Source organism: Halopseudomonas phragmitis (genome assembly GCF_002056295.1).
Classification (GTDB): domain Bacteria; phylum Pseudomonadota; class Gammaproteobacteria; order Pseudomonadales; family Pseudomonadaceae; genus Halopseudomonas; species Halopseudomonas phragmitis.
Genome location: NZ_CP020100.1, coordinates 460544 through 486883, shown reverse-complemented (window position 1 = coordinate 486883; position 26340 = coordinate 460544). Strand labels below are relative to the sequence as shown.

Annotated in this window: 25 protein-coding genes, 2 tRNA genes and 1 other RNA gene; 22 read left to right on the top strand and 6 right to left on the bottom strand. The window is 59.2% G+C overall.

Features of this window, described 5'->3' with window-relative positions:
* Positions 1 to 5 precede the first annotated feature (5 nt).
* Positions 6 to 779, top strand: a complete 774-nt coding sequence (locus BVH74_RS02230) for a nuclease-related domain-containing protein (protein ID WP_080048504.1) — start codon at positions 6 to 8, stop codon at positions 777 to 779.
* Positions 780 to 1203: 424 nt separating this feature from the next.
* Positions 1204 to 1890: an NYN domain-containing protein gene (locus BVH74_RS02225; protein WP_080048503.1), complete on the top strand. Its 687-nt coding sequence runs from the start codon at positions 1204 to 1206 to the stop codon at positions 1888 to 1890.
* 96 nt (positions 1891 to 1986) lie between these two features.
* Here the strand turns inward: BVH74_RS02225 and ssrA are convergent.
* Positions 1987 to 2342, bottom strand: a transfer-messenger RNA (tmRNA) gene (gene ssrA, locus BVH74_RS02220).
* Positions 2343 to 2572: 230 nt separating this feature from the next.
* Positions 2573 to 3055, bottom strand: coding sequence for an SsrA-binding protein SmpB (gene smpB, locus BVH74_RS02215; RefSeq protein ID WP_080048502.1), 483 nt, complete (start codon positions 3053 to 3055; stop codon positions 2573 to 2575).
* A gap of 123 nt (positions 3056 to 3178) precedes the next feature.
* Here smpB and BVH74_RS02210 point away from each other — a divergent pair, with 123 nt between their 5' ends.
* Genes BVH74_RS02210 through BVH74_RS02200 form a run of 3 tightly spaced genes read left to right on the top strand, consistent with a single transcriptional unit; the run spans position 3179 to position 5340 of the window.
* Positions 3179 to 4582 (top strand): sodium-dependent transporter, encoded by a 1404-nt coding sequence (locus BVH74_RS02210; RefSeq protein WP_080048501.1) that lies wholly within the window; start codon positions 3179 to 3181, stop codon positions 4580 to 4582.
* A gap of 7 nt (positions 4583 to 4589) precedes the next feature.
* Positions 4590 to 5024, top strand: coding sequence for a type II toxin-antitoxin system RatA family toxin (locus BVH74_RS02205; RefSeq protein ID WP_080048500.1), 435 nt, complete (start codon positions 4590 to 4592; stop codon positions 5022 to 5024).
* A complete protein-coding gene (locus tag BVH74_RS02200; RefSeq protein ID WP_080048499.1) occupies positions 5017 to 5340 on the top strand; it encodes an RnfH family protein in 324 nt (107 codons plus the stop codon). Before BVH74_RS02205 ends, BVH74_RS02200 begins: the two co-directional genes overlap by 8 nt.
* Before the next feature lie 53 nt (positions 5341 to 5393).
* Here the strand turns inward: BVH74_RS02200 and BVH74_RS02195 are convergent, their stop codons facing one another.
* Positions 5394 to 5822, bottom strand: coding sequence for an outer membrane protein assembly factor BamE (locus BVH74_RS02195; protein ID WP_080048498.1), 429 nt, complete (start codon positions 5820 to 5822; stop codon positions 5394 to 5396).
* Positions 5823 to 5917: 95 nt separating this feature from the next.
* On the opposite strand from BVH74_RS02195, the gene fur reads away from it, so the two are divergent.
* Positions 5918 to 6325 (top strand): ferric iron uptake transcriptional regulator, encoded by a 408-nt coding sequence (gene fur / locus BVH74_RS02190; protein WP_080051590.1) that lies wholly within the window; start codon positions 5918 to 5920, stop codon positions 6323 to 6325.
* A 16-nt stretch (positions 6326 to 6341) separates the two neighbouring features.
* On the opposite strand, the gene recN is transcribed toward fur, so the two are convergent.
* On the bottom strand, positions 6342 to 8015 hold the full coding sequence (gene recN, locus BVH74_RS02185; protein ID WP_080048497.1) for a DNA repair protein RecN: 1674 nt from the start codon (positions 8013 to 8015) through the stop codon (positions 6342 to 6344).
* Between the two features lie 192 nt (positions 8016 to 8207).
* On the opposite strand from recN, the gene grpE reads away from it, so the two are divergent.
* The 4 genes from grpE (at position 8208) to dapB (ending at position 12862) form a co-directional block, all read left to right on the top strand.
* Positions 8208 to 8789, top strand: coding sequence for a nucleotide exchange factor GrpE (grpE, locus tag BVH74_RS02180; RefSeq protein ID WP_080048496.1), 582 nt, complete (start codon positions 8208 to 8210; stop codon positions 8787 to 8789).
* An 88-nt stretch (positions 8790 to 8877) separates the two neighbouring features.
* On the top strand, positions 8878 to 10797 hold the full coding sequence (gene dnaK / locus BVH74_RS02175) for a molecular chaperone DnaK (protein WP_080048495.1): 1920 nt from the start codon (positions 8878 to 8880) through the stop codon (positions 10795 to 10797).
* Positions 10798 to 10905: 108 nt separating this feature from the next.
* Entirely contained in the window at positions 10906 to 12045 is a 1140-nt protein-coding gene (dnaJ, locus tag BVH74_RS02170) for a molecular chaperone DnaJ (protein WP_080048494.1), read from the top strand.
* A 13-nt stretch (positions 12046 to 12058) separates the two neighbouring features.
* Positions 12059 to 12862: a 4-hydroxy-tetrahydrodipicolinate reductase gene (gene dapB, locus BVH74_RS02165; protein WP_080048493.1), complete on the top strand. Its 804-nt coding sequence runs from the start codon at positions 12059 to 12061 to the stop codon at positions 12860 to 12862.
* Between the two features lie 58 nt (positions 12863 to 12920).
* Here dapB and BVH74_RS02160 read toward each other — a convergent pair whose 3' ends face one another.
* Positions 12921 to 13691, bottom strand: coding sequence for a hypothetical protein (locus BVH74_RS02160; RefSeq protein WP_080048492.1), 771 nt, complete (start codon positions 13689 to 13691; stop codon positions 12921 to 12923).
* Between the two features lie 354 nt (positions 13692 to 14045).
* Between BVH74_RS02160 and carA the strand changes: the two genes are divergently transcribed.
* The 4 genes from carA to BVH74_RS02140 are packed head-to-tail and all read left to right on the top strand — an operon-like array spanning position 14046 to position 19337.
* Positions 14046 to 15182, top strand: coding sequence for a glutamine-hydrolyzing carbamoyl-phosphate synthase small subunit (gene carA / locus BVH74_RS02155; protein ID WP_080048491.1), 1137 nt, complete (start codon positions 14046 to 14048; stop codon positions 15180 to 15182).
* A gap of 30 nt (positions 15183 to 15212) precedes the next feature.
* Positions 15213 to 18428 carry a carbamoyl-phosphate synthase large subunit gene (gene carB, locus BVH74_RS02150; RefSeq protein WP_080048490.1) on the top strand — a complete coding sequence of 1072 codons (3216 nt, stop codon included), beginning with the start codon at positions 15213 to 15215 and terminating at the stop codon, positions 18426 to 18428.
* Position 18429: 1 nt separating this feature from the next.
* Positions 18430 to 18903 carry a transcription elongation factor GreA gene (gene greA / locus BVH74_RS02145; RefSeq protein ID WP_080048489.1) on the top strand — a complete coding sequence of 158 codons (474 nt, stop codon included), beginning with the start codon at positions 18430 to 18432 and terminating at the stop codon, positions 18901 to 18903.
* Between the two features lie 5 nt (positions 18904 to 18908).
* Positions 18909 to 19337 (top strand): hypothetical protein, encoded by a 429-nt coding sequence (locus BVH74_RS02140; RefSeq protein ID WP_080048488.1) that lies wholly within the window; start codon positions 18909 to 18911, stop codon positions 19335 to 19337.
* On the opposite strand, the gene yhbY is transcribed toward BVH74_RS02140, so the two are convergent.
* The gene (gene yhbY / locus BVH74_RS02135; protein ID WP_080048487.1) at positions 19324 to 19638 is read right to left on the bottom strand and encodes a ribosome assembly RNA-binding protein YhbY; all 315 of its coding nucleotides are present in this window, start codon (positions 19636 to 19638) and stop codon (positions 19324 to 19326) included. The two genes, BVH74_RS02140 and yhbY, sit on opposite strands and share 14 nt — an antisense overlap.
* An 82-nt stretch (positions 19639 to 19720) precedes the next feature.
* Between yhbY and rlmE the strand changes: the two genes are divergently transcribed.
* The 8 genes from rlmE to BVH74_RS02095 all read left to right on the top strand — a co-directional run bounded on the left by rlmE (position 19721) and on the right by BVH74_RS02095 (position 26248).
* Positions 19721 to 20350, top strand: a complete 630-nt coding sequence (gene rlmE, locus BVH74_RS02130; RefSeq protein WP_080048486.1) for a 23S rRNA (uridine(2552)-2'-O)-methyltransferase RlmE — start codon at positions 19721 to 19723, stop codon at positions 20348 to 20350.
* 150 nt (positions 20351 to 20500) lie between these two features.
* A complete protein-coding gene (gene ftsH / locus BVH74_RS02125) occupies positions 20501 to 22435 on the top strand; it encodes an ATP-dependent zinc metalloprotease FtsH (RefSeq protein ID WP_080048485.1) in 1935 nt (644 codons plus the stop codon).
* 6 nt (positions 22436 to 22441) lie between these two features.
* Complete coding sequence (gene folP, locus BVH74_RS02120) at positions 22442 to 23293, top strand: dihydropteroate synthase (RefSeq protein ID WP_080048484.1); 852 nt, start codon at positions 22442 to 22444, stop codon at positions 23291 to 23293.
* Positions 23294 to 23330: 37 nt separating this feature from the next.
* On the top strand, positions 23331 to 24680 hold the full coding sequence (glmM, locus tag BVH74_RS02115; protein WP_080048483.1) for a phosphoglucosamine mutase: 1350 nt from the start codon (positions 23331 to 23333) through the stop codon (positions 24678 to 24680).
* Between the two features lie 154 nt (positions 24681 to 24834).
* Positions 24835 to 25593 (top strand): triose-phosphate isomerase, encoded by a 759-nt coding sequence (gene tpiA / locus BVH74_RS02110; RefSeq protein WP_080048482.1) that lies wholly within the window; start codon positions 24835 to 24837, stop codon positions 25591 to 25593.
* The gene (gene secG / locus BVH74_RS02105; RefSeq protein WP_080048481.1) at positions 25593 to 25973 is read left to right on the top strand and encodes a preprotein translocase subunit SecG; all 381 of its coding nucleotides are present in this window, start codon (positions 25593 to 25595) and stop codon (positions 25971 to 25973) included. The genes tpiA and secG overlap by 1 nt, the downstream gene beginning before the upstream one ends.
* Positions 25974 to 25986: 13 nt before the next feature.
* Positions 25987 to 26071 (top strand) — tRNA-Leu (locus tag BVH74_RS02100).
* Between the two features lie 100 nt (positions 26072 to 26171).
* Positions 26172 to 26248 (top strand) — tRNA-Met (locus BVH74_RS02095).
* Positions 26249 to 26340 lie beyond the last annotated feature (92 nt).

Genomic DNA, 26340 nt, shown 5'->3' with positions numbered 1-26340 from the left:
ATGCCATGAACTACCTCGTCATCCTCCAGCCCCTGCTCGACACCATGAAGTGGCTGATCCCGCTCATGCTGCTGATCGGCCTGCTGAAAACGTCCTGGTTCAAGGGCTGGTTCGGCGAACGACTGGTTCGGGTATTAGCCCGCTATCAGCTGGATCGCCAGGTCTACCGGCGTCTGCATGACGTCACGCTGCCCACGCCGGACGGCACCACGCAGATCGACCATGTGTTTCTTTCGCCCTTCGGCATCTTCGTGCTGGAGACCAAGAACATGAGCGGCTGGATATTCGGCAGCGAGCAGCAGGCGCAGTGGACTCAGCAGATCTACAAGCAGCGCTTCAAATTCCAGAACCCGCTGCGGCAGAACTACAAACACCTAAAGGCGCTGGAAACGGCTCTGGGCGTGGCACCGGAGCAGCTGCACTCGGTAATCGCCTTCGTTGGCGGCGCCACCTTGAAGACGCCGATGCCGGCCAATGTCACCCAGGGCACCGGCTTTATCCGCTACATCAAGTCGTTCGACCAGCCAGTGTTCAGCGAGGTTCAGGTAGAGGACATGCTGGACGCTCTGCAAAGCGGTCGCCTCGCTCCAACATTGGCCACTCAGCGCGAGCATGTGCAGCGCCTCAAGCAGCGCAGCGATCCCTCCGCCGAGCGCCAATGCCCCAAGTGTGGCAGCACCCTGCTGGTGCGCACGATCAAGAGCGGCCCCAAGGCCGGCCAACAGTTCTGGGGCTGCAGCGCCTTCCCCAAATGTCGAACCATGCAGCCCTTGAACTAAACTCCCTTGCGAAACAGCCCGTCGAGGGTATGGGACTGAGCAATCAACATGCTTTTCTATCAGCACAGGCCATCGACATAGAGGCTGCTGATCGCCGCCGAGGCTCGGTAAGCAGTGATCTGTACACCATGCTCTACGCCCATTTAGCACCTGATCATTTGTCTGAAGCTGTCCGCCTGAGCCCCGTTTCAAGTGATCTGTTCCGATAAAGCTAACATGATGCTCTACAGTGTCGTCTCTCACTGTCTGGGACATTGTGGGATATTCTGGGATATCCAGAGATGGTGCGGGATTGTGTTATTCGGTGTGTTTAGGTATTCTAAATTCACGACTCAACCTTTGGCGGGCCGATTAAGTTCAGCCTTAGCCTTGGGTGAAGAAACCGGCGAAAGCCGGTTTTTTCGTTTCAAGGGATGGAAAATTCGTGCGAACAGCTTTCTTTGTTGATGGTTACAACCTCTACTACGGCCTGTTACGCGGGTCTCCTCACAAGTGGCTAGATCTAGGTGCGCTGCTTGACAGTATTTTGCGCGTTCAAGATCCCTCAGCTTTTTTAGATTCAGTTCACTATTTCACCGCCCCCGTCATTGCCAAGCTGGCTACTCGTGGTCAATTATCCAATGATGCCCAGCATCGCTACATTCGGGCCTTGCAGGCCAAAGGTGTGCATGTCACGTTGGGTAATCATCGTTTGGGGCGTGGGTATGCCCCCTTGTATCTGGATGGTAAGAAGTCCTCTCGCCTGGATCAGGTGGCTATCTGGGAGCTGGAAGAAAAAGAAACGGATGTGAATTTGGCTCTAGGCATGTATAGGTCAGCTTGTAAGTCACATCTTACCGGGTTGTCGCAGATTGTTTTGGTCTCCGGCGACACCGACCTTTCACCTGCCTTAAGTGCCATTCGTGAAGACTTCCCTCATATTGCTCTAGGTATCATTCTTCCTCATCGCCAAGAGGCCGGTGGCGTGATGCGTAACCCTCCAGGCTCTTTGAAAAAATGCTCTGACTGGATGCGCACCTATATTTCTGATTCCGAGCTGGAGGCTTGCCAGCTTCCCGCGAAGATCCCGTTGCCTAGAAAGCCAGCGATAGTGAAGCCCGATTATTGGTGATTTTCAGGTGTGACACTGCTTGGACATTCGCATACGCCAGAAACCAAAAAGCCCCGAAAATCACTAGGATAATCAGGGCCTTAGGTCTTTCTAATTTGGTGGAGCCGGGGGGATTTGAACCCCCGTCCGCCAGTCCGCCGCTATCGGTTCTACATGCTTAGCCATCTCTACTTAGTTAACTCCTCACCGCCCGAGTGGCAGGGTGTTTGGAGCGAGCTGTATAAGTTTTAGCCGTTACGTCTACAGCGAACTTGGCGGCGATCCTGTTCTATATGACAGCCAAATCTTCGGGTTTACAGGCATCCCCTAGAGGCTGCTAGCCGGCTTAAGCGGCTAGGGCGTAGTTGTCGTCGTTGGCAACTATAAGTGTGCAACAGTGGATTTACGAGTTCTGTTACCAACTCGGCATGCCCCTCAAGTTTTGTAACCGTCGTCGAATCCAAATCGGCCCCAAATCTTGCTGGTCAGTTCTAAGAGTGCATTGTACGGGAAAGGTTCCCGGGTTGAAAGGCGGCTGTGAGCTGGTTTGAGCAAACGCACGGGCTGTTTTGCGCATAAAAAAATACCCCGCTGAGCGGGGCTAGGCATTGCTTGCTTTGAACCTCTGCTGGTGGAGCAGACCAGCCTGGTTATCAGTTCTGACCGGGGGCTGTCGGCAAAGTTCAGCGCAGGTGCAAAAAAATCAGCGATGGTTCTCGCGAACGATGCGCGCCTTCTCGCGGGCCCAGTCGCGTTCTTTCTCGGTTTCGCGTTTGTCGAAGTCCTTCTTGCCTCTGACCAGGGCTATCTCGCACTTGACCAGATGCTTCTTCCAGTACAGCGCCATCGGGACGCAGCTGTAGCCTTTTTGCTGCACGCCGCTGATCAGCTTCTCCAGCTCGCGGGCATTGAGCAACAGCTTGCGGGTGCGGATCGGGTCGGCGATCACGTGGGTGCTGGCGCTCAGCAGGGGCGTGATATGGGCGCCGAACAGGAAAGCCTCGCCATTCTTGAAGACGACATAGCTGTCGACCAGTTGGGCTTTGCCCGCGCGCAGGCTCTTCACTTCCCAGCCGGTCAGGGCCAGGCCGGCCTCGAAGCGTTCTTCGACGAAGTAGTCGTGTTTGGCCTTTTTGTTCAGCGCAATGGTGCCGCTGTTGGCCTGGGGTTTCTTTTGCTTGCTCATAGGCGGCGCATTATAGGGGGTTGTAGGGATTACCGCTATCGTTGGCCGGTGCTTTGCCCTTGTCCTGGTTGGTCAAAATCTGGACAATGCCTTCCTTTTTTCAAAGGCAGACCGGGTTTTCCCATGGCGAATGAGAATGTGTCGATCCACGGTATCTGGGCCAGTCGCTGGGTATTCATTCTGGCAGCGACCGGATCGGCGGTAGGGCTGGGCAATATCTGGAAGTTCCCCTACATGGCGGGTGTCTACGGTGGCGGTGCTTTCGTACTGGTCTATCTGCTGTGCATTGCCCTGATCGGTTTGCCGATTATGCTGGCCGAGACGGTGCTGGGACGCCGTGGCCGCCAGAGCCCGGTCAATACCTTGCGTAGCCTGGCCGTGCAGTCGGCGGCGTCGCCGCGCTGGTCCTGGGCGGCAATGATGGGCATGATCGCCGCCTTGCTGATTCTGTCGTTCTACAGTGTGGTGGCGGGCTGGTCGCTGGACTACATCATTGGCATGGGCCGTGGCGAGTTTGCCGCCATCGACGGTCCTGGTGCGGGCGAGCGGTTTAACGGGCTGACCGCTGACCCCTGGCGTCTGACACTGTGGCACAGCCTGTTCATGCTGGTGACGGCCTTTATCATTGCTCGGGGCGTAGTGGCCGGCCTTGAGCGCAGCTTGCGGATCATGATGCCGATGCTGTTCGTGCTGCTGGTGATTCTGCTTGGCTATGCGTTGACCACCGGCCACTTCATGGAAGGGGTCGAATTCCTGTTCCATTTCAATTTGAGCGAAGTGCCCGACGGCATTCTGGCAGCGATGGGCCACGCGTTCTTCACCCTGAGTGTGGGGGTGGGATCGATCATGGTGTTCGGTGCCTACATGCCGAAAAAGTCCTCAATCGGTAGCACGGTGATCACGGTGGCGCTGCTGGATACCGTGGTGGCGCTGACTGCGGGCCTGGCGCTGTTCCCGATTGTGTTCGCGGCCGGGCTGGAGCCGGGCGGTGGTCCGGGTCTGATGTTTGTCACCCTGCCGATCGCCTTCGGCAATATTGCCATGGGCCAGGTGTTCGGCTTCATTTTCTTTGTGCTGGTGGCGGTGGCGGCCTGGAGTTCGGCCATTTCCATGCTGGAGCCGGCAGTGGCCTACTGGGTAGAGCGAAGTGGCCGCAGCCGGGCTCAGATTACCGGCTGTATTGCGCTGTTCTGTTGGGTGGTGGGTCTGGGTACGGTGCTGTCATTCAACGTGCTGGCCGATGCCAAGTTCTTTGTCCGTGATGCCTTGGGCTGGCATCTGATCCAGTGGGGGGCGGAGGGTGGCAAGACCTTCTTCGAACTGGTTGATTACCTGACCAGTCGGATCATGCTGCCGCTGGGTGGTTTGCTGTTTGCGTTGTTCGCCGGCTGGGTGCTGGATCGCGAGGTGTTCCGGGCCGAGTTGGGGCTCCGATACCCACGGCTGTTCCCGGTGGTATATTGGCTGCTTCGCTACGTGGCGCCGGTAGGGGTGCTGATCGTGTTTGCCTCTGAACTGTTGAAGTGAAAGCCTTATGACTCATATTCAGCGCTCGGCCTTGCTGCCGTATACGGCCAGACAGATGTTTGATCTGGTCAATCGGGTAGAGCGTTATCCGGAGTTTCTGCCCTGGTGTTCGCTGGCGGAGATTCTGGAAGAGACGGATGTGCAGATGCGAGCCCGGTTGACCGTGGCCAAGGCCGGGATGACGCAGGCGTTCACCACTCGCAATGAGCTGCTGCCGGGCCAGCGCATTGAGATGCGGCTGGAAAATGGTCCGTTCAGTGAGCTGCATGGTGTCTGGGAGTTCAAGGCGCTGGGTGAGGCGGCCTGCAAGATCAGCCTGGATCTGCATTTCAATTATGCCGGCCCGGTGGTCAAGGCGACGCTGGGGCCGTTGTTCAATCAGGCGGCCAACACCATGGTGGATGCTTTCTGCCAGCGGGCCAAGGAGCAATACGGTGGCTGAACGAACTATTGCCGTTGAAGTGGCCTATGCGCTGGCCCATAAGCAGAAAATCATCAGTCTGACAGTGCCCGAGGGTACCAGCATGCTGGAAGCTGCCAAGCTGTCGCGCATTGCCGAGCACTTTCCCGAACTGGATCTGGATGCCAGTGCCATGGGCGTGTTTGGTAAGACGGTACCCAAGCCGGCTGAGCGGATTCTTGCCCAGGGTGAGCGGGTCGAGATCTACCGGCCGCTGATAGCCGATCCCAAGGAAGTGCGCAAGCAGCGCGCGGCAAAAGCCAAGGCGGTTAAGGACGAGCAGGGCGAGCAGGAGTAGTGCAGACGACTCTGGCGCCATGCAGCAGCTTGGCGCCAGGATTGATGAGAGGTTTACTCGCCGGTGCCCAGCGGGGCGCCCAGATCGACCGGGTAGGTTTCGGTGCCGGAGCTGCGCGGGGCCTGGCCACCCATAATGGCTTCGTCGCGGCTGGTGCCGGGGACAAAGTCGCCACTCAGGCCTACCAGGCGATCATTCTCGAAGACCAATGAAATGCGTTCCTGGGTACGCGGGCTGTGCCCGGCCTTCATGCTGTACAGGTAGTCCCAGCGGTTGGGGTGCAGGGTGTCCTGAATCAGCGGGGTGCCCATGATGAAGCGGACTTGACGGGTGGTCATGCCGGGGCGCAATTGGTCGACCATGTCCTGAGTCACAACGTTACCCTGCTGGATGTCAATCTTGTAAACGCCGGGGAAGCCACAGGCGCTCAAACTGATCGCGCAAATGAGAATACACAAGATTTGGTTCAGGGTCTTTGGCATGACGTGGTAACATCCACTATTGTGAAATGGCTCAGTGAGCCATGAATCATACCCGACTGATCCCGCCCTGCGAAGCGCTGAACGAGAAACTGACCATGGTTGAAAATCAAGAACTCCGCAAAGCTGGCCTTAAGGTAACGCTGCCGCGAGTAAAAATCCTGCAGATGCTGGACAATTCCGAAGAGCGTCACATGAGCGCCGAGGATGTATACAAGTCCCTGATGGAGGCCGGAGAAGATGTTGGGTTGGCTACCGTTTACCGGGTTCTGACTCAATTTGAATCGGCCGGTCTGGTGGTGCGCCACAACTTCGACAGCGGTCATGCGGTGTTCGAGTTGGCCGATGGCGAGCATCACGACCATATGGTCTGTGTTGACTCCGGCGAGGTGATCGAGTTTTTCGATCCGGAAATCGAGCGTCGGCAGAAGGAAATCGTCCGTGAACACGGTTTCGAGCTGGTTGACCACAATCTGGTGTTGTACGTGAAGAAAAAAGGCGCCTGAGGCGCCTTTTTCACGTTTATGCTGTAAGCGAGAGCAGTTTGCGGGCGTGGGCCAATGACTCTTCGGTCAAGTCCACGCCGCCGAGCATGCGCGCCACTTCCTGAATGCGGCCGCTCTGGTCGAGTTCGTCAATCCGGGTGCGGGTTGAGTCCTTTTTTTGCTCCTTGCGCACGAACAGATGCTGATGCCCTTGGGCTGCGACCTGGGGCAGGTGGGTGACGGTAAGCACCTGGCCGCGCTCGCCAAGCTGGCGCAGCAGTTGACCGACGATCTCGGCGGTGGGGCCGCCAATGCCAACGTCCACTTCGTCGAATACCAGAGTCGGCACCCGTGACGTTTGTGCGGTGATGACCTGAATCCCCAGGCTGATGCGTGACAGTTCGCCGCCGGAGGCGACCTTGGCCAGTGGCTTGGCGGGCTGCCCGGGGTTGGCGCTGACCAGAAACTCGACGCTTTCCAGTCCATTGGGTGGATAGTGGCCCGGGTTCAGGGGCGCTAGCTGTAGTTCGATCCGCCCGCCCGGCATGCCCAGACGCTGAATTTCACTGGTGACAGCCTTGGCCAGTTTTTGCGCGGCTTTGTGGCGAATGCCGGATAGTTTGTCGGCTAGTTGCTGGTAATGCTCGCGGTAGGCCTTGAGTTCGTCGCCCAGGCGCTCGATGTCGGCATCGCGTTGCTGGAAGCTCTCCAGTTCGTCGATCAGGCGCTGTTGCAGGGCCGGCAGCTCCTCGGGGTTGACCCGGTGCTTGCGGGCCAGTTCGTAGATGCTGCCCAGCCGCTCTTCAACTTCCTGCTGGCGTTGTGGGTCGGCCTCAAAGTGATCCAGGTAGCGGCTCAGCTCACCAACGGCTTCTTCAACCTGGATCTGGGCGCTGGCCAGCAGATTGTGGGCTTCGTTGAGGTGGCGGCTGTGTTCGGTCAGGCCGCCCAGGCGGTTGAGGCTGGAGGTCATGGCCTGCAGCACGCTGCCAGTGTCGTTCTCGCTGCACAGGTTGATCACCTGCTGGCAGGCCATCAGAATCTGTTCGGCATTGGCCAGTTGACGCTGTTCGCCTTCCAGCAACTCCAGTTCGCCATCGAGCAGGCTGAGGTTGTCCAGTTCTTCAAGCTGGTAGCTCAGCAGTTGCAGGCGCGCCTCCTGTTCGTCGTTGTGTTCGCTGGCCTGCTGCAGGGCCTGCTCGGTCTGACGGCAGCGCTGTGCGGCCAGTTGAATCTGGCGGGCCAGGTCGCTGGCGCCGGCGTACTCATCGAGCAGCCGGCGATGGGTCTCGGTCTTGAGCAGTGACTGGTGCTCATGCTGGCTGTGGATGTCGATCAGCATTTCGCCGAGGGTCTTGAGATCTTGCTGGGGGCAGGGACTGCCGTTGATGTAGCCGCGCGATCGGCCTTCGGCGGTGATCACTCGGCGCAGAATCACCTGTTGCTCGGGGCTGTCCAGGTCACGATCGTCCAGCCAGGCCTGGGCTTCGGGAATCTTGCTGATGTCGAAGGTGGCGAGGATGTCGGCCTTGTCGGCGCCAGGGCGCACGGCGCCGCTGTCGGCGCGGTCGCCCAGGGTGAGTGCCAGAGCGTCAAGCATGATCGATTTGCCGGCCCCGGTCTCGCCGGTAATGGCGCTCATGCCGCCTTTGAGCTCAAGTTCGAGATGGTCGACAATGGCGTAATTGTTCACTGCCAGATGTACCAGCATGACCTTGCTCCCCTCCGGTGATTATTTGTTCTGGTTATTTATACAGTACTTATGTTAGCTCCGACAAGAGCTGAGGATTCCTTCGCGCCAGCCCTTGAAGCTGGCGCCAGCGTCCCCATATAGGCTGTCACTATGGGTTGCTTATTTTTCGCTTAATCGGGCTGTATGCCCTTTGCATCACAGGAGATTTCCATGGCGGATGACTATAAACAGGATCTGAACGGCCAGGCGCCTGACGCTGGGGATGTGGTTGAGACCCAGGCCGACGAGGATCTGGCCGCCCGTGTCGCCAGTCTGGAAGAGCAACTGGCGACAGCGCAGGACCAGTTGCTGCGCGCTGCTGCCGATGTGCAGAACGCCCGTCGTCGGGCCGAGCAGGATGTCGAGAAGGCGCACAAGTTCGCGCTGGAGCGCTTCGCCGGTGATCTGTTGCCGATTCTCGACAGTCTGGAGCGTGGCATGGAGCTGTCCGATCCCAATGATCCGGCGATCAAGCCGATGCGCGAAGGCATTGAGCTGACCCTGAAAATGTTTACCGATACTCTGGGTCGCTTCCAGGTCCAGGCAGTGGAGCCGCATGGCGAGCCCTTCAACCCTGAGCTGCATCAGGCCATGGCTATGGAGGAGAGCGCCGCTGTTGAGCCCAATACCGTGCTCAAGGTCTTCCAGAAAGGCTACACCCTGAGTGGTCGTTTGCTGCGTCCGGCGATGGTGGTGGTGAGCAAGACCCCGAGTGATAAACCGGCCGCGCCGCAAATTGACGAGCAGGCTTGAAATTGCTGTGAGCGCCCCCATTTAGTGGGCATGACAGATTGAACCGGCCGCGGGTAAAGCGGCGAGCAGATTCGGAGAACGAGTAATTATGGGCAAAATTATCGGTATCGACCTGGGGACTACCAACTCCTGCGTCGCCATCATGGAAAACGGTGCCACCAAGGTGATCGAGAACGCCGAGGGTGCGCGCACTACCCCGTCCATCGTCGCCTACACCAACGATGGCGAGACCTTGGTTGGTCAGTCGGCCAAGCGTCAGTCGGTAACCAACCCGCAGAACACCCTGTATGCGGTCAAGCGCCTGATCGGTCGTCGGTTTGACGAGGACGTGGTGCAGAAGGACATCAAGCTGGTGCCCTACAAGATCGTCAAGGCTGACAACGGTGACGCCTGGGTTGAAGCCAAGGGCGAGAAAATGGCACCGCCGCAGGTGTCGGCAGAAGTGTTGAAAAAGATGAAGAAAACCGCCGAGGACTACCTGGGCGAGCCGGTTACCGAAGCGGTGATCACCGTGCCGGCCTACTTCAACGACAGTCAGCGTCAGGCCACCAAAGATGCCGGCCGGATTGCGGGCCTGGAAGTCAAGCGGATCATCAACGAGCCGACTGCCGCAGCGCTGGCCTACGGCATGGACAAGGCCCGCGGTGACTCCACTATCGTGGTTTACGACCTTGGTGGCGGCACCTTCGACGTGTCGGTGATCGAGATCGCCGAGGTTGATGGCGAGCATCAGTTCGAGGTGTTGGCCACCAATGGCGATACCTTCCTCGGTGGTGAGGACTTTGACCTGCGCCTGATCGACTACCTGGCCGACGAGTTCAAGAAAGAGAATGGCGTTGATCTGCACAACGATCCGCTGGCTCTGCAGCGCCTGAAAGAGGCTGCCGAGAAGGCCAAGATCGAGCTGTCCTCCAGCCAGCAGACCGACGTCAATCTGCCGTACATCACTGCCGACGCCTCCGGTCCCAAGCACCTGAATGTCAAGGTGACCCGGGCCAAACTGGAGTCGCTGGTCGAGGATCTGGTCAAGCGCAGCCTTGAGCCGTGTCGTGTGGCGATGAAGGATGCTGGTCTGGATGTGTCCGACATCAATGAGGTGATCCTGGTCGGTGGTCAGACCCGGATGCCGATGGTGCAGAAGGCGGTTACCGAGTTCTTCGGCAAGGAACCGCGCAAGGACGTCAACCCTGACGAGGCTGTGGCCATCGGTGCGGCGATTCAGGGTGCGGTACTGGCCGGTGACGTCAAGGATGTGCTGTTGCTCGATGTGACCCCGCTGTCACTGGGGATCGAGACCATGGGTGGGGTGATGACCGCGCTGATCGAGAAGAACACCACTATCCCGACCAAGAAGTCGCAGGTGTTCTCGACTGCCGATGACAACCAGACGGCCGTGACCATTCATGTGCTGCAGGGCGAGCGCAAGCAGGCTGGACAGAACAAGTCGCTGGGTCGCTTCGATCTGGCCGATATCCCGCCGGCGCCGCGCGGCGTGCCGCAAATCGAGGTCAGCTTCGATATCGATGCCAACGGTATTCTCAACGTGTCGGCCAAGGACAAGGCGACCGGCAAGCAGCAGTCGATCGTGATCAAGGCCTCTTCGGGTCTGAGCGAGGACGAAATCGAGCAGATGGTGCGTGATGCCGAGGCCAATGCCGAGGAAGATCGCAAGTTCGAGGAACTGGTCACTACCCGTAACCAGGGCGATCAGCTGGTGCATGCCACTCGCAAGACCCTCAAGGAAGTAGGCGACAAGGCCACTGACGAGGAAAAGGCAGCGATTGAGAAAGCCCTGGCTGAGCTGGAAGAAGCAGTCAAGGGTGACGACAAGGAACTGATCGAAGCCAAGATCAATGCCCTGTCAGAGGTCTCCGGGCCGGTGGTGCAGAAGATGTATGCCGAACAGGCACAGGCCGCCCAGGCGGGTGAGGCTCAGGCCGATGCGGCACAGGGCGGCGCCGATGATGTGGTGGACGCCGAGTTTGAAGAGGTCAAGGACAACAAGTGATGTCCCGGCCGTCTGTACCAGCAGACCGGTAACTGTGCCAGGCAACGCGGGACTTAGCTCCCGCGTTGCCGTTTGTGCCGCAAGCGTGTTGTGAAGGAAACGGAAACGATGGCCAAGCGTGATTATTATGAGGTGCTGGGCGTGGAGCGCGGCGCCAGTGAAGCCGAGCTGAAGAAGGCCTATCGCCGTCTGGCAATGAAGTATCACCCGGATCGCAATCCGGACGATAAAGAGGCGGAAGAAAAGTTCAAGGAGGCCAACGAGGCCTACGAAGTGCTGACCGATGCCCAGAAACGTGCTGCCTATGACCAGTATGGGCATGCCGGAGTCGATCCGAACATGGGGGCCGGGGCCGGTGGTTTTGGTGGTGGCGCTAGTTTCTCGGACATCTTTGGTGATGTGTTCGGCGACATCTTCGGTGGTGGCGGTGGGCGTGGTGGTCGTTCCAGCGTGCAGCGTGGCAGTGATCTGCGCTATACCCTGGAACTGGACCTGGAAGAGGCTGTGCGTGGCACGACCGTAACCATTCGGGTGCCGACGCTGGCCGAGTGTAAGACCTGTAACGGGACTGGGGCCAAGAAGGGCTCAAGCCCGGTCACCTGTACCACCTGTGGCGGGCATGGTCAGGTGCGTATGCAGCAGGGCTTCTTCTCGGTACAGCAGACCTGTCCGCGCTGTCATGGCAGCGGCAAGATGATTACCGACCCCTGTGGCGACTGTCATGGCCATGGTCGGGTGGAAGAGCAGAAGACCTTGTCGGTCAAGGTGCCGGCTGGTGTGGACACCGGCGACCGCATCCGCCTGGCGGGTGAAGGGGAGGCCGGGGTCAATGGCGGCCCGTCGGGCGACCTGTATGTCGTGGTATCGGTGCGTGAGCACAAGATTTTTCAGCGTGATGGCAAGAATCTGTATTGCGAAGTGCCGGTCAGTTTTGCCGATGCTGCGCTGGGTGGTGAGCTGGAAGTGCCGACCCTGGATGGTCGGGTCAAATTGAAAATCCCTGAAGGCGCCCAGACCGGCAAGCTGTTCCGGCTGCGTGGCAAGGGTGTGGTGCCGGTGCGCGGTGGTTCGGCAGGCGACCTGCTGTGCCGGATCGTGGTCGAGACGCCGGTCAATCTGACCAAGCGCCAGCGCGAGCTGCTTGAGGAGTTGCGCAGCACCCTGGAGGCCGAAGGCTCCAATCAGTCGCCACGGGCCAAAAGCTGGTTCGAAGGGGTGAAAAACTTCTTCGAAGACATGAAATTCTGAGCGGAGCGAATCCATGAGACGAATCGCAGTGATTGGCGCCGCCGGGCGTATGGGCAAGACCCTGATCGAGGCCGTGACCCAGGCTGAAGGTGCGGCATTGACTGCCGCCATCGAGCGTCCGCAGAGCACTCTGGTTGGGGCTGACGCCGGCGAGTTGGCCGGGGTTGGGCGCCTGGGTGTGACGGTGGCCGGAAGTCTGGAGCAGGTGCTGGATGATTTCGATGTGCTGATCGATTTCACTCATCCGACCAGTACCTTGGTCAATCTGGAGTTGTGCCGGGCCCATGGTAAGGCCATGGTGATTGGCACTACCGGTTTTTCCGAGGAGCAAAAGCAACAGATCGCCGAGGCGGCCAGGCAAATTGGCGTAGTGTTTGCCCCGAACTTCAGTGTGGGTGTCAATCTGTGTCTGAAGCTGCTGGATATGGCTGCCCGGGTAATGGGTGACGATGCTGATATCGAAGTGATCGAAGCGCACCATCGGCACAAGGTCGATGCTCCTTCGGGCACGGCGCTGCGCATGGGGGAAGTGGTTGCCCAGGCGCTGGGGCGTGATCTGCACAAGGTTGCAGTCTATGGTCGCGAGGGTCAGACCGGCGCGCGCGAGCGTGAAACCATTGGCTTTGCCACAGTGCGGGCAGGCGATGTGGTAGGTGATCATACTGTGCTGTTCGCCACTGAAGGCGAGCGGGTGGAAATCACCCATAAGGCTTCAAGTCGGATGACTTTCGCCAAGGGGGCTGTGCGTTCGGCATTGTGGCTGGAAACTCAGGCTGCGGGCCTGTATGACATGCAGGATGTGCTGACGTTACGCTGAGTGTGGTTGAGTGGACAAGGCCCGGCCAATGCCGGGCTTTGTCGTATCTGGGGTGGGCTTAGCTGCTTTGACTGGCGACCCGGACCTGTTCGCGGGCCAACATGTCCAGGGTCTGTATGTTGCGTTGCAGATAAAAAGCGGCGATGGTCGGCACCCAGTCCTCGTAATACTTGATCAGGCGCGGCTGGATGAAAGTGTATTGTTTGTCCAGTCGACTGAGTGTGGCCTGCTGGTCGGGGAATAGGCTGTGCAGCTGGCTGGCGCGCTCGGTGATGCGTTTGTCCATGGCGGCAAAGATGCCCTCATCGGCGTCCATGAAGTACACGCCAACTGAGCTGAACATGGTGTTCTGGTATAGCAGCAGGATCTGGTTGGTTTCCAGGCTCTGCTGGTGCAGGGTCAGCAGTTGCTCTGGCGCGCCGCCGATCTGCTCGCTGTAAAGTTGCGCGGCGGTGCGTTCCAGGCGGCCATGGGCCTGCATGATGCGGTTGACTGTGGCCAGGTTGAAGTGTGCTTCATCTTCCGGCTGTCCTTCCAATTCGCGGATCAGGTTGACGAAATCGGTATAGGGGTTGCGTAGTTCGTTGGGGTTGCCGAGCTGGCGCAGGAGCTGGTCCATGCGGGTCAGGGCCTGGTTGTAGGTTTCGCGGTTACCAGGTTCGCGTACTCGCTCATAGAGGTTGTTGTCGATCAGCAGGTAGGTTCCGGTGATATAGCCTTCACTGCGGAACTCATGCAGGGTTTGCAGGCGCTGAAGGTCGGCCTGGGCCAAGGGCGCCATGCACAACAATGCCAGCACGATGACGATGCGTTTCAGGTGCACTACCATGGTGTTGTCCCCGAGTTTTTCTTTTTGTTGTGATGCAAGTCGTGACCGTTAGCTAAGGTCTGTGCTGCCGGCGGGGTGGCGCTTGGACAGATGACTGCATGCGTTCATCGGGGGTTTTATCACAGTTGACCGAAGGATGAAACACAATGGGATTGTGTCCGGTTGTTGCGGTCGGGCGAACGGTGCCATTCGGTGTGGATATTTTGGGGTCAAACCGCTAGACTATGGCGCTAATCTGTCTATCTAGCGCGTATCTGACAATGCCTTGTAGCGGGATGTGGTGTCACGGCACCCCATTCCCGCTTTTGTGCAGCCCGCGTTTGGTAAAACGTGTCAGCTCAATCGGAGGTTTTCTTGTCCAAGCCAGCCATTCTCGCCCTTGCCGACGGCAGTATTTTTCGCGGTGAGGCCATCGGCGCCGACGGCCACAGTGTCGGCGAGGTCGTGTTCAATACGGCCATGACCGGTTATCAGGAGATCCTCACCGATCCGTCCTACTCCCGCCAGATCGTAACCCTGACCTACCCGCATATCGGCAATACCGGTGTTACTCCCGAAGATGTTGAAGCCGATCGGGTGCACGCTGCCGGTCTGGTCATTCGCGATCTGCCGCTGCTCGCCAGCAGTTGGCGCTGCAAGCAGAGCCTGCCCGATTACCTCAAAGACAACGGCGTGGTGGCCATTGCCGGTATCGATACCCGCCGGCTGACCCGTATTCTGCGTGAAAAGGGCTCGCAAAACGGCTGCATTATTGCCGGTGATTCGGTCAGCGAGGAACAGGCGCTTGAGCTGGCGCGCAGCTTCCCGGGGCTCAAGGGCATGGACCTGGCCAAGGAAGTCACGGTCAAGGCGCCCTACCAGTGGCGCTCCAGTGTCTGGGAGCTGGCCAGTGACAGCCACCCCGAGCGAGCCGATGCCGAACTGCCCTACCATGTCGTGGCCTATGACTATGGGGTCAAGACCAACATTTTGCGCATGCTGGTGGCGCGCGGCTGCCGCCTGACCGTGGTGCCGGCCCAGACGTCGGCCAGTGAAGTGCTGGAGCTGAATCCGGATGGGGTATTCCTGTCCAATGGCCCTGGTGATCCGGAACCCTGCGATTATGCGATCCAGGCCATTCGCGAGATTCTCGAAACCGAGATTCCGGTCTTCGGTATCTGTCTGGGTCACCAGTTGCTGGCCCTGGCCTCCGGCGCCAAGACCGTGAAGATGGGCCATGGCCACCATGGCGCCAACCACCCGGTGCAGGATCTGGATAGCGGCGTGGTAATGATCACCAGCCAGAACCACGGTTTTGCTGTCGATGAGACGAGCCTGCCGGGCAATCTGCGTGCTACCCACAAGTCGTTGTTCGACGGCACGCTGCAGGGCATCGAGCGCACCGACAAGGCCGCTTTCAGCTTCCAGGGTCACCCCGAAGCCAGCCCCGGCCCGCATGATGTCGCGCCGCTGTTCGACCGTTTCATCGAGGCCATGGCCAAGCGCCGCTAAACCGCCGGAATACAGGATTTACTGAAGATCATGCCAAAACGTACAGACATTCAAAGCATTCTGATTCTCGGCGCCGGCCCCATCGTCATCGGCCAGGCCTGTGAGTTTGACTACTCCGGCGCTCAGGCCTGCAAGGCGCTGAAGGAAGAGGGGTACCGGGTGATCCTGGTCAACTCCAATCCGGCCACCATCATGACCGATCCGGCCATGGCTGATGCCACCTACATCGAGCCGATCAAGTGGCAGACGGTAGAGAAGATCATCGAGAAGGAGCGCCCGGATGCGGTGCTGCCGACCATGGGTGGCCAGACCGCACTGAACTGTGCGCTGGATCTGGAAAAGCACGGCGTGCTGGAGAAGTACGGTGTCGAGATGATCGGCGCCAATGCCGACACCATTGACAAGGCCGAGGACCGTTCGCGCTTCGACAAGGCCATGAAGTCCATTGGTCTGGAGTGCCCGCGCTCGGGTATCGCCCACAACATGGACGAGGCCAATGCGGTACTCGATCAGGTTGGTTTCCCGTGCATTATCCGTCCGTCCTTCACCATGGGCGGCACTGGTGGCGGGATCGCCTACAACCGCGAAGAGTTTGAAGAGATCTGCACCCGCGGTCTGGACCTGTCGCCGACCAACGAGCTGCTGATCGACGAATCGCTGATCGGCTGGAAAGAGTACGAGATGGAAGTGGTCCGCGATAAGAAGGACAACTGCATCATCGTCTGCTCGATTGAAAACTTCGATCCAATGGGTGTGCATACCGGTGACTCGATCACTGTTGCCCCGGCCCAGACCCTGACCGACAAGGAATACCAGATCATGCGCAACGCCTCGCTGGCGGTGCTGCGTGAGATTGGCGTGGAAACTGGCGGCTCCAACGTGCAGTTCGGTATCTGTCCGAACACCGGGCGGATGGTCGTGATCGAGATGAACCCGCGGGTGTCGCGCAGTTCGGCGCTGGCCTCCAAGGCCACCGGCTTCCCGATTGCCAAGATCGCCGCCAAGCTGGCGGTCGGTTACACGCTTGATGAGCTGCAAAACGACATTACCGGTGGCCGCACGCCGGCTTCGTTCGAGCCGTCGATCGACTACGTGGTCACCAAAATTCCGCGTTTCGCTTTCGAGAAGTTCCCCAACGCCGATGCCCGTCTGACCACCCAGATGAAATCCGTGGGTGAGGTCATGGCCATCGGTCGCACCTTCCAGGAGTCTATGCACAAGGCCTTGCGTGGGCTGGAAGTTGGCGTGGTGGGTCTCGATCCCAAGGTTGATCCGGCCAATGCCGAAGTACGCGCCGAAGTCATTCGTGAACTGACCGTGCCCGGCGCCGATCGGATCTGGTATGTAGCGGACGCCTTCCGCATCGGCATGAGCCGTGACGAGGTGTTCGAACTGACCCGGATTGATCCCTGGTTCCTGATCCAGATCGAGGATCTGGTCAAGGATGAAGAGCGGGTCAAGACGCTGGGGCTGGCCAACATCGATCGCGATCTGATGTATCGGCTTAAGCGCAAGGGCTTCTCCGACGCTCGTCTGGCTCAGTTGTTGGCAGTCAGCGAGAAAACCCTGCGTAGCCACCGTCAGAAGCTCAAGGTGCAACCGGTGTACAAGCGGGTCGACACCTGCGCCGCTGAGTTCGCCACCGATACCGCCTACATGTATTCGACCTACGAGGAAGAGTGCGAGGCCAATCCGAGCGGACGCGATAAGATCATGGTGTTGGGCGGTGGCCCGAACCGGATCGGTCAGGGCATTGAGTTCGATTACTGCTGTGTGCATGCCGCGCTGGCGATGCGTGAAGATGGTTACGAGACCATCATGGTCAACTGCAACCCGGAAACCGTATCGACTGACTACGACACCTCCGACCGTCTGTACTTCGAGCCGGTGACTCTGGAAGACGTGCTGGAAATTGTCCGGGTCGAGCGGCCCAAGGGTGTGATCGTCCAGTATGGCGGCCAAACCCCGCTGAAACTGGCGCGTGCGCTGGAAGAGGCCGGGGTGCCGATCATCGGCACCAGCCCCGAGGCGATCGACCGGGCCGAAGACCGTGAGCGTTTCCAGCAGATGGTTGAGCGGCTTAATCTGCGTCAGCCGCCGAATGCCACCGCGCGCAGTGAAGAGCAGGCGCTGGCACTGTCAAAGAATATCGGTTATCCGCTGGTGGTGCGCCCCTCCTACGTATTGGGTGGGCGGGCGATGGAAATCGTCTATCAGGAAGATGAGCTCAAACGCTATATGCGCGAGGCGGTCAAGGTGTCAAACGACAGCCCGGTGCTGCTCGACCACTTCCTCAACTGTGCCATCGAAGTCGATATCGATGCCGTTTCTGATGGTACCGATGTGGTGATCGGCGCGATCATGCAGCATATCGAGCAAGCTGGCGTGCACTCCGGTGACTCGGCCTGCTCGCTGCCGCCGTACTCATTGCCGGCCAATATTCAGGATCAGATCCGCGAACAGGTGCGCAAGATGGCGCTTGAGCTTGGCGTGGTTGGCCTGATGAATGTGCAGATGGCAGTGCAGGGTGAGACCATCTATGTGATCGAGGTTAATCCGCGGGCCTCGCGCACCGTGCCCTTTGTATCCAAGTGCATTGGCCAGTCGCTGGCTAAGATTGCCGCTCGGGTCATGGCCGGCAAAACCCTGAAGGAGCTGGGCTTTACCCAGGAAGTTGTACCGCCGTACTTCAGCGTCAAGGAGGCGGTGTTCCCGTTCGCCAAGTTCCCTGGTGTAGACCCGATCCTTGGCCCGGAAATGAAGTCCACCGGTGAGGTCATGGGCGTTGGCGACAGCTTTGCCGAAGCCTATGCCAAGGCTCAGGTTGGCGCTGGCGAGCGCCTGCCGACCGGCGGCTGCGCGTTCCTCAGTGTGCGCGAAGACGACAAGCCGTTTGTTGCCGAGGTGGCGCGTGACCTGGTTGAGCTGGGCTTCGAGGTTGTGGCTACCAGTGGTACCGCCAAGGTGATCGAGGCGGCCGGTATCCCGGTACGCCGGGTCAATAAGGTGACTGAGGGGCGTCCGCACATTGTCGACATGATCAAGAACGATCAGGTCAGTCTGGTGATCAATACCACCGAAGGCCGTCAGTCGATTGCCGACTCCTATTCGATTCGTCGCAACGCGCTGCAGCACAAGGTCTACTCGACCACTACCCTGGCCGGTGGCCAGGCGATCTGCATGGCGCTGAAGTTTGGTCCGGAGAAGATCGTACGTCGACTCCAGGATTTGCACGCAGGAATTTGATATGAAGTATCCGATGACCAAGCAGGGCGCTGAAGCCCTCGAAGTTGAACTCAAGCAGCTCAAGAGCGTGGTGCGTCCGCAGCTCAGTCAGGCGATTGCCGAGGCGCGTGAGCTGGGTGATCTCAAGGAGAACGCCGAATACCATGCTGCGCGCGAGCAGCAGGGCATGGTTGAGGCGCGCATCCGTGATATCGAGGGCCGTCTGTCCAATGCCCAGGTGATCGATGTCACCAGCATTCCGCATACCGGCAAGGTGATCTTCGGCACGACCGTGACCATTGCTAATGTCGATACCGACGAGGAAGTGGTGTACCAGATCGTTGGTGAGGATGAGGCAGACATCAAGTCCGGCAAGATCTCCGTGGGTTCGCCCATCGCTCGCGCCCTGATCGGTAAGGACGAGGGTGATGTGGTTGCTGTCAGGACGCCCGGTGGTGTGGTCGAATTCGAAATCGTCGAGGTGCGTCACCAGTGAGCGATATGCTGACCCGGCCAACTCCTCGCGGTGGTCGGGTGGCTTGGCAACTGGCTCAAACCCTCTGGGTTGGTGGTATCTGGGTGGTTCACTTCGTGCTGCTGCCTGCGCTTGATCGTTTTGGCCTGGCGGCGCTGCTGGTCAATGAAATCGGTGCGTTCATGCGGCCGCTGATGATTGGTTTCGCCGCGGCGTGCGCGCTGCTGCAGTTGCTGGTGGCGGGCGTTGCTCTTGGCGCACGCTGCTGGCGCGATCTGCGAGGTCAGCTACTGTTGCTGGTGCTGTTGGCCTGTACGGTATTCTTCGTCGCGCATGGTTTTGCCGGTGGCGAATACTGGGCGATGTTCGCCTATCTGGTGGTGGCATTTGCCGGCCTGGTGCTGGTATTGCAACCCAGGCCTGACGAGGATGTCGAACCGCTCAGGCGTTCTTGAAGCGCAGCAGGTTGGACAGGTTGGCGTTGGGTTGCTTGCTGCGGCGCAGCAGGATAGCCATTTTGCCGATGACCTGAACCAGTTCTGCGCCGGTCTGCTGGCAGATCTCGCTGATCAGCGCCTGCTTGGCTTCACGGTCGGCGACGCTGAGGCGGATCTTGATCAGCTCGTGATCGTTCAGGGCGCGCTCCAGTTCAGCCAGCACGCCGGCGCTGACGCCCTGTTCACTGACGATTACCACCGGCTTGAGGTGGTGGCCGATCTTCTTGAGGTCTTTCTTCTGTGCCGAACTGAGCGCCATAATGATCCGAGTGCTTTCCTAGGGTAATGGAGTGAAAGCGCATAGTTTAACCGGCGGCGCGATCCGCTGCACGAGGTATTCCGTGGCCCGATCCAAAACCAGCAAAGGCTGGCTGAAAGAGCATTTCGACGATCCTTTCGTCAAGAAGGCGCAAAAGGACGGCTATCGTTCGCGCGCCAGTTACAAACTGCTGGAAATCCAGGAGCGTGATCGCCTGCTCAGGCCAGGCATGACGGTCCTCGATCTGGGGGCGGCACCGGGTGGCTGGTCGCAGGTCGCCAGCCGGGTGCTGGGGGAGAAGGGGCGGCTGATCGCCTCTGATATTCTGCCGATGGACAGTATTGCTGATGTCACTTTCATTCAGGGTGACTTTACCGAGGATAGCGTGTTCGAAGCCATTCTGGCCGCCATTGGTGATCAGCCGGTCGACCTTGTTATTTCCGATATGGCCCCCAATATGAGTGGAACACCTGCGGTGGATCAGCCGCGCGCCATGTATCTGTGCGAGTTGGCGTTGGATATGGCTACCAGGGTGTTGCGCCCGGGCGGCGACTTTTTGATCAAGGTGTTCCATGGTGAAGGTTTTGATGATTATTACCGGGGTATGCGTGGTCAGTTTGACAAGCTGCTGACCCGCAAGCCGGATGCCTCGCGTGGTCGTTCGCGGGAAACCTACCTGCTGGCGCGTGGATTCAAGGGTGGCGATCACTGAGAATCCCGCTGGGCGACATAGGGCGTTACACTGGCCGATCTGCCGTCAGGGGTGAAACTGGTGTAAGGTAATCGTGTCTAAGCAGACACACGATTTTAGCGAAGGCTCTGCCGGCGAGCGGCGGAGCAAGAGGGTAGGACTTTGAACGATATGGCGAAAAACCTCATTCTGTGGTTGATCATTGCCGCCGTCCTGGTCACGGTGATGAACAACTTCAGCAGTCCCAGTGAGCCGCGTACCGTAAATTACACCGAGTTCCTGGAGCTGGTTAAGGATCGCCAGGTCGAGCGGGTGACGGTTGATGGCTTTGTAATCACCGGCAAGCGGCGCGATGGTGAAACCTTCAAGACCGTGCGGCCGGCGATTCAGGACGGTGGCCTGATCGGCGACCTGCTGAACAATGATGTGGTGGTTGAGGGCAAACAGCCCGAGCAGCAGAGCATCTGGACTCAGTTGCTGATCGCCAGCTTCCCGATTTTGATCATCATCGCGCTATTCATGTTCTTCATGCGCCAGATGCAGGGCGGCGGCGGTGGCCGCGGCGGGCCGATGAGCTTCGGCAAGTCCAAGGCGCGAATGCTGTCTGAGGATCAGGTCAAGACTACCTTTGCCGATGTCGCCGGGTGTGACGAGGCCAAGGAAGAGGTCAGCGAGCTGGTTGAGTTTCTGCGTGACCCGGGCAAGTTTCAGCGCCTGGGCGGCCATATTCCGCGTGGCGTACTGATGGTCGGTCAGCCTGGTACTGGTAAAACCCTGCTGGCCAAGGCCGTCGCTGGCGAGGCCAAGGTACCGTTTTTCACCATTTCCGGTTCCGACTTCGTGGAAATGTTCGTAGGTGTCGGTGCCAGCCGGGTTCGCGACATGTTCGATCAGGCCAAGAAGCATGCGCCGTGCATTATCTTCATCGACGAGATCGATGCCGTGGGTCGCCATCGTGGTGCCGGTCTGGGTGGCGGGCATGACGAGCGAGAGCAGACCCTGAACCAGTTGCTGGTCGAGATGGATGGTTTCGAGGCCAATGACGGCATCATTGTGGTGGCTGCTACCAACCGTCCGGACGTTCTCGACCCGGCGCTGCTGCGCCCGGGCCGATTTGATCGTCAGGTGGTGGTTGGCCTGCCGGATGTGCGTGGTCGTGAGCAGATTCTCAAGGTGCACATGCGTAAGGTTCCGGTTGGCGATGACGTCAAGCCGTCACTGATTGCTCGCGGTACACCGGGTTTCTCCGGTGCCGATCTGGCCAACCTGGTCAACGAGGCTTCGCTGTTCGCGGCCCGGGCCAACAAGCGGCTGGTGGAAATGAAGGAATTCGAGTTGGCCAAGGACAAGATCATGATGGGCGCCGAGCGCAAGTCGATGGTCATGTCCGAGAAGGAGAAGCTCAATACCGCCTATCACGAGTCCGGTCACGCGATTGTTGGCCGGCTGGTGCCCGAGCATGACCCGGTTTACAAAGTGTCGATCATTCCCCGTGGCCGGGCCTTGGGTGTGACCATGTTCCTGCCCGAAGAAGATCGCTACAGCTTGTCGAAGCGGGCGCTGGAAAGTCAGATCTGCTCGCTGTTCGGTGGCCGGATTGCCGAAGAGATGACTCTGGGCTTTGATGGCGTAACCACAGGGGCCTCCAACGACATCATGCGGGCTACCCAGTTGGCTCGGAACATGGTGACCAAGTGGGGCTTGTCGGAAAAGCTCGGGCCGTTGATGTATGCAGAGGAAGAGGGTGAAGTGTTCCTCGGCCGCAGTGCTGGTAGTCAGCACATCAATGTGTCCGGTGATACGGCCAAGCAGATCGACGAGGAAGTGCGGCGTATCATTGATGACTGCTACACCATCGCCAAGCGCCTGCTGGAAGAAAATCGCGACAAGCTGGATTTGATGGCCGAAGCACTAATGAAGTACGAGACCATCGACTCTGACCAGATCGACGACATCATGGCTGGTCGGCCCCCGCGCGAGCCTAAGGACTGGCAGGGTGATGACAAGGCTGGTCCGGGCGCTGCGGCCAAGTCTGGCGATCAGGCGGCCAGCGATGACGCCGAGCGTGATGACGGTGTGATCGGCGATCCGGCGGGCGAGCACTGATTCTTCATGGTTGAACGGCCTAGCAGCTCCCGGTTGCCTTGCGGCGACCGGGAGCTTGATCTTTCCCGTGTCCAGGTCATGGGCATTCTTAATGTTACTCCGGATTCGTTTTCCGACGGTGGGTGCTTCAATCACCGCGACGCCGCGCTGCGGCATGTCGAGCGGATGCTGGGCGAGGGCGCTACGCTGATTGATGTCGGTGGCGAGTCCACCCGCCCTGGTGCGGCTCCGGTCAGTGTTGCGCAGGAGTTGGAGCGGGTCGTGCCAGTGGTGGAAGCGATCAAGCAGCGCTTCGATACCATAGTTTCAGTCGATACCAGTACGCCTGAGGTGATCACTGCCAGTGCCGCAGTCGGCGCCGGGCTGATCAACGACGTGCGCTCGCTGACCCGTCCCGGAGCCTTGGCGGCGGCGGTTGCCACGGGTTTGCCGGTGTGCATCATGCATATGAAGGGGGAGCCTGATGTTATGCAGCGCTCGCCCAGCTACGATTCAGTGCTGGATGAGGTCAATGCTTTCTTGGTCGAGCGGGTGGCGGCTTGCGTGGCGGCCGGGATTCCCAGGGAGCGGCTGATCCTTGATCCGGGGTTCGGCTTTGGCAAAAGTCTGGATCATAATCTCCAATTGTTCGCCCGTATGCATCTGTTGCAGCCGGCAGGTCTGCCGCTGCTGGTCGGCGTGTCGCGCAAGACCATGATCGGGCAGGTGCTGGACCGGCCGGTTGATCAGCGTCTATATGGCAGTCTGGCTCTGGCGGCGCTGGCTGTAGGCAAGGGTGCGCGTATTCTACGTGTCCATGATGTTGCGGCCACCGTCGATGCGGTGCGAATGGCCGAGGCGGTGCAGCAGGCTGGCTGACTAAAACGATAGCGCGCAAGCAAACAGGAATCAGCAGATGGAAAAACGCTATTTCGGCACCGACGGCATTCGTGGCCGTGTTGGGAGCCACCCGATTACTCCCGATTTCATGCTGCGCCTGGGTTGGGCGGTTGGTATGGCGTTCCGCAACCAGGGCAGTTGCCGAGTTGTGATTGGCAAGGATACCCGGATCTCCGGGTATATGTTCGAGTCCGCATTAGAGGCTGGGTTGTCGGCGGCGGGGGCTCAGGTGCAATTGCTCGGACCGATGCCGACTCCGGCCATCGCCTATCTGACCCGCACTTTCCAGGCTGATGCCGGGATTGTCATCAGTGCCTCGCACAATCCTTTCTACGACAATGGCATCAAGTTCTTCTCGGCCAATGGCAGTAAACTGCCGGATGAGCTGGAGCTGGAAATCGAGCGACTGGTCGATGCACCGCTTGAAGTGGTTGAGTCGGCAGCCCTGGGCAAGGTGACCCGGGTCGAGGATGCGTCCGGGCGCTATATTGAATTCTGCAAAAGCAGTGTGCCCACTAGTGCCAGTTTCAAGGGCTTGAAGCTGGTCCTGGACTGCGCTAACGGGGCGACCTACAAAGTGGCGCCCAGCGTGTTTCGCGAATTGGGGGCCGAGGTCAGTGTAATCGGTGTTCAGCCTGATGGGCTGAATATCAATGCCGGGGTCGGCTCGACCGATCTGGCTGCCTTGCGCAAGGCGGTTCTGGCTCAGGGCGCTGATCTGGGGATTGCTTTTGATGGCGATGGCGACCGGGTGATGATGGTCGATGCGCAGGGCAGAGAAGTTGATGGTGATGAGTTGCTGTTCATCATTGCTGATGACCTGCATCGGCGAGACCTGCTGCGCGGAGGTGTGGTAGGGACATTGATGAGTAACCTGGGGCTGGAGCTGGCACTCAAGGAGCGAGGTGTCGAGTTTGTCCGGGCCAAAGTCGGTGATCGCTACGTCATGGCCGGGTTGCGCGAGCGTGGCTGGATTCTCGGTGGCGAGTCGTCCGGGCATCTGGTCTGCCTGCACCATACCTCAACCGGCGATGGCGTGATCGCCGCGTTGCAGGTGCTGATGGCATTGCAGCGCTCGGGGCTGACCTTGGCCGAAGCCTGCGCTGGCATGAGCAAGTGCCCGCAGACGCTGATCAATGTGCGCTATCAGCCTGGTACTCAGTCGCCGTTGCAGGATGCCTCGCTGCTGGCGGCGGTCGAGGCCGTTGAGCAGCGTCTGGGTGATAGTGGTCGAGTATTGTTGCGCCTGTCCGGTACCGAGCCGCTGATTCGGGTTATGGTCGAAGGCCAGGATGCCGCTCAGGTCAAGGCCGAGGCCGGTCTGCTGGCTGAGCGGGTGAAAGAGCTGTTTGCCGAACACGACTGAAATCTCTGAGAACCAACAGTGTTGGCAAGACTGCCTGAAACAGCCTTGCCGGCCTCGCCTGTGTTCTCAGAAGTTCCTTAAAGCTCAAAAAGGCGGTTGTGTCGTTCGGGCATCTTGGTTAACATTGGCGCCCGCTTGAGCTGAGAGGTTAGGCATGCGTCGTCCGTTGGTCGCCGGAAACTGGAAAATGCACGGTACACGGCAATCCGTCGATGCGCTGCTGGTGGCTCTGTCCCAGCAGGACTGGCCTGAGCAGGTGGAGCTGATGATTGCACCGCCAGCGCTCTATATCGAGCGTTGCCGCGAAGCGCTGGCAGCCGGGCCGATCCGCATCGGTGGGCAAAGTTGTGCTCACCAGGCCGAGCCGGGTGCGTTGACCGGCGAAATATCGCCAGCTCAGCTGCGTGATGCTGGTTGTGAGTATGTGTTGGTTGGTCACTCCGAGCGCCGGACTCTGTTCGGTGAAAGCGATGAAGTGGTCAAGCGCAAGTTTGCTGCGGCACTGGCCTGCGGTCTGCGTCCAGTGCTCTGCGTCGGGGAAACCCAGGCCGAGCGCGATGCTGGTGAAACGGCTGATGTAATCGGTCGGCAGCTCCAGGTAGTGCTGGATGCCTTTGGTGTCGGTGGTCTGGCACAAGGTGTGTTGGCGTATGAGCCGGTCTGGGCCATTGGTACGGGCTTGACGGCAAGTCCTGAGCAGGCTCAGGATGTGCACGCCATGATTCGCGCGCGTCTGGCATTGCTCGATGACGAGCAGGCCCGGATGGTGCAGATTGTGTACGGCGGTAGTGTGAAGGCTGATAACGCCGAGGCGTTGTTTGCTATGCCGGATATCGATGGGGGGTTGATTGGTGGTGCCTCCCTCAACGCTGAAGAGTTTGGTGCGATCGCTCGTGCCGCGGGACGTGTGTAATGATTGAAACCGTAGTTGTGGTTATTCACCTGCTGGTCGCCATTGCCCTGGTTGGGTTGGTGCTTATGCAGCAGGGTAAGGGTGCCGAGACCGGTGCGTCCTTTGGTGCGGGTGCGTCGGGCACCGTGTTTGGCAGCCAGGGTTCAGCTACTTTTCTGAGTCGCTTGACTGCTGTGCTGGCCACTGTATTCTTCGTCACCTCGCTGGGTCTGGCTTATTACGCCAGTAACAAGGCCAGTTTCGAGCGTGATGCCGGTCTGCCGAGTCCGGCGCTGCAAACGCAGCCGGCTCCGGTGATCAGTGAAGATGTACCTGTGCTGGAGGTGGAAGGCCAGGTTCCTCAGGCTCCAGTCTCGGATGATGTGCCGAGCGCTGAGTAAGCCAAACAGTTTTGCGGAAGTGGTGGAATTGGTAGACACGCTATCTTGAGGGGGTAGTGCCTTAGGGTGTATGGGTTCGAGTCCCATCTTCCGCACCAACCATAGCAGAGCCCGTCATATGGGCTCTGATCATTGCAAGGGCGTTGCCCGGTTGTCTTGTTAGGCGTCCGGGCGTATAATCCACGCCCTAAGATTCGACGCGGGGTGGAGCAGTCTGGTAGCTCGTCGGGCTCATAACCCGAAGGTCGTAGGTTCAAATCCTGCCCCCGCAACCAGTCACAGGGCCCCTTCAGAGGGGCTTTTTCTTAGCTAGTTGTCTGGACTCCGTGACTGGTGCATGGGGTGGCCAGATCCAGGATGGGCCAAG

What these genes read in the sequence shown, in the direction of transcription:
- BVH74_RS02230 (WP_080048504.1), top strand. Translation starts at nt 6, where the DNA reads ATGAACTACCTCGTCATCCTCCAGCCCCTGCTCGACACCATGAAGTGG.
- smpB (WP_080048502.1), bottom strand. Translation starts at nt 3,055, where the DNA reads ATGAGCAAGCAAAAGAAACCCCAGGCCAACAGCGGCACCATTGCGCTG.
- BVH74_RS02210 (WP_080048501.1), top strand. Translation starts at nt 3,179, where the DNA reads ATGGCGAATGAGAATGTGTCGATCCACGGTATCTGGGCCAGTCGCTGG.
- BVH74_RS02205 (WP_080048500.1), top strand. Translation starts at nt 4,590, where the DNA reads ATGACTCATATTCAGCGCTCGGCCTTGCTGCCGTATACGGCCAGACAG.
- BVH74_RS02195 (WP_080048498.1), bottom strand. Translation starts at nt 5,822, where the DNA reads ATGCCAAAGACCCTGAACCAAATCTTGTGTATTCTCATTTGCGCGATC.
- fur (WP_080051590.1), top strand. Translation starts at nt 5,918, where the DNA reads ATGGTTGAAAATCAAGAACTCCGCAAAGCTGGCCTTAAGGTAACGCTG.
- recN (WP_080048497.1), bottom strand. Translation starts at nt 8,015, where the DNA reads ATGCTGGTACATCTGGCAGTGAACAATTACGCCATTGTCGACCATCTC.
- grpE (WP_080048496.1), top strand. Translation starts at nt 8,208, where the DNA reads ATGGCGGATGACTATAAACAGGATCTGAACGGCCAGGCGCCTGACGCT.
- dnaK (WP_080048495.1), top strand. Translation starts at nt 8,878, where the DNA reads ATGGGCAAAATTATCGGTATCGACCTGGGGACTACCAACTCCTGCGTC.
- dnaJ (WP_080048494.1), top strand. Translation starts at nt 10,906, where the DNA reads ATGGCCAAGCGTGATTATTATGAGGTGCTGGGCGTGGAGCGCGGCGCC.
- dapB (WP_080048493.1), top strand. Translation starts at nt 12,059, where the DNA reads ATGAGACGAATCGCAGTGATTGGCGCCGCCGGGCGTATGGGCAAGACC.
- BVH74_RS02160 (WP_080048492.1), bottom strand. Translation starts at nt 13,691, where the DNA reads ATGGTAGTGCACCTGAAACGCATCGTCATCGTGCTGGCATTGTTGTGC.
- carB (WP_080048490.1), top strand. Translation starts at nt 15,213, where the DNA reads ATGCCAAAACGTACAGACATTCAAAGCATTCTGATTCTCGGCGCCGGC.
- greA (WP_080048489.1), top strand. Translation starts at nt 18,430, where the DNA reads ATGAAGTATCCGATGACCAAGCAGGGCGCTGAAGCCCTCGAAGTTGAA.
- BVH74_RS02140 (WP_080048488.1), top strand. Translation starts at nt 18,909, where the DNA reads ATGCTGACCCGGCCAACTCCTCGCGGTGGTCGGGTGGCTTGGCAACTG.
- yhbY (WP_080048487.1), bottom strand. Translation starts at nt 19,638, where the DNA reads ATGGCGCTCAGTTCGGCACAGAAGAAAGACCTCAAGAAGATCGGCCAC.
- ftsH (WP_080048485.1), top strand. Translation starts at nt 20,501, where the DNA reads ATGGCGAAAAACCTCATTCTGTGGTTGATCATTGCCGCCGTCCTGGTC.
- folP (WP_080048484.1), top strand. Translation starts at nt 22,442, where the DNA reads ATGGTTGAACGGCCTAGCAGCTCCCGGTTGCCTTGCGGCGACCGGGAG.
- glmM (WP_080048483.1), top strand. Translation starts at nt 23,331, where the DNA reads ATGGAAAAACGCTATTTCGGCACCGACGGCATTCGTGGCCGTGTTGGG.
- tpiA (WP_080048482.1), top strand. Translation starts at nt 24,835, where the DNA reads ATGCGTCGTCCGTTGGTCGCCGGAAACTGGAAAATGCACGGTACACGG.
- secG (WP_080048481.1), top strand. Translation starts at nt 25,593, where the DNA reads ATGATTGAAACCGTAGTTGTGGTTATTCACCTGCTGGTCGCCATTGCC.